General features: G+C 40.3%; 1 pseudogene. It reads left to right on the top strand.

The features are described 5' to 3' along the window. Window positions 1-447, top strand: a pseudogene (locus tag WFH18_RS17730) (IS6-like element IS1008 family transposase); the annotation flags it as partial. Window positions 448-501: the final 54 nt, after the last annotated feature.

The following is a 501-nucleotide window of genomic DNA, read 5'->3' as shown; positions in this document are numbered from 1 at the left end:
CGATGGACTTACCTGTATCGTGCAGTTGATCAACGGGGTCATACGATTGACTTTTACCTTTCCGCTAGACGGAACAGTAAATCAGCCTATAGTTTTCTAGGAAAGATCTTCAATACGGTGAAAAAATGGCAAATTCCAAGGGTCATCAATACAGATAAAGCAGCGACCTATGGCCATGCTTTATCACGATTAAAGCGAGAAGGAAAATGTCCAGTAGATATTGAGCACAGGCAGATTAAGTATAAAAATAATGTCATTGAATGTGATCATGGTAAGTTAAAGCGAATCATCAGGGCCACATTAGGATTCAAATCTATGAAGACGGCTTATGCCACAATTAAAGGTATTGAAGTCATGCGTGCACTACGTAAAGGACAAGCATCGTCATTTTATTATGGTCAGCCTCAGGGTGAAGTGTGTCTAATCAACAGGGTTTTCGGTCTCTAAGCACTTTTTAAAGGGAACATCATCGACTCAAATCTCTATTTGCAACAGTGCCGT

Source organism: Acinetobacter sp. USHLN143 (assembly GCF_037145695.1).
GTDB lineage: Bacteria > Pseudomonadota > Gammaproteobacteria > Pseudomonadales > Moraxellaceae > Acinetobacter > Acinetobacter fasciculus.
The sequence above is the reverse complement of the archived record's forward strand: the minus strand, read 5'-3'. Positions and strand labels throughout refer to the sequence as shown.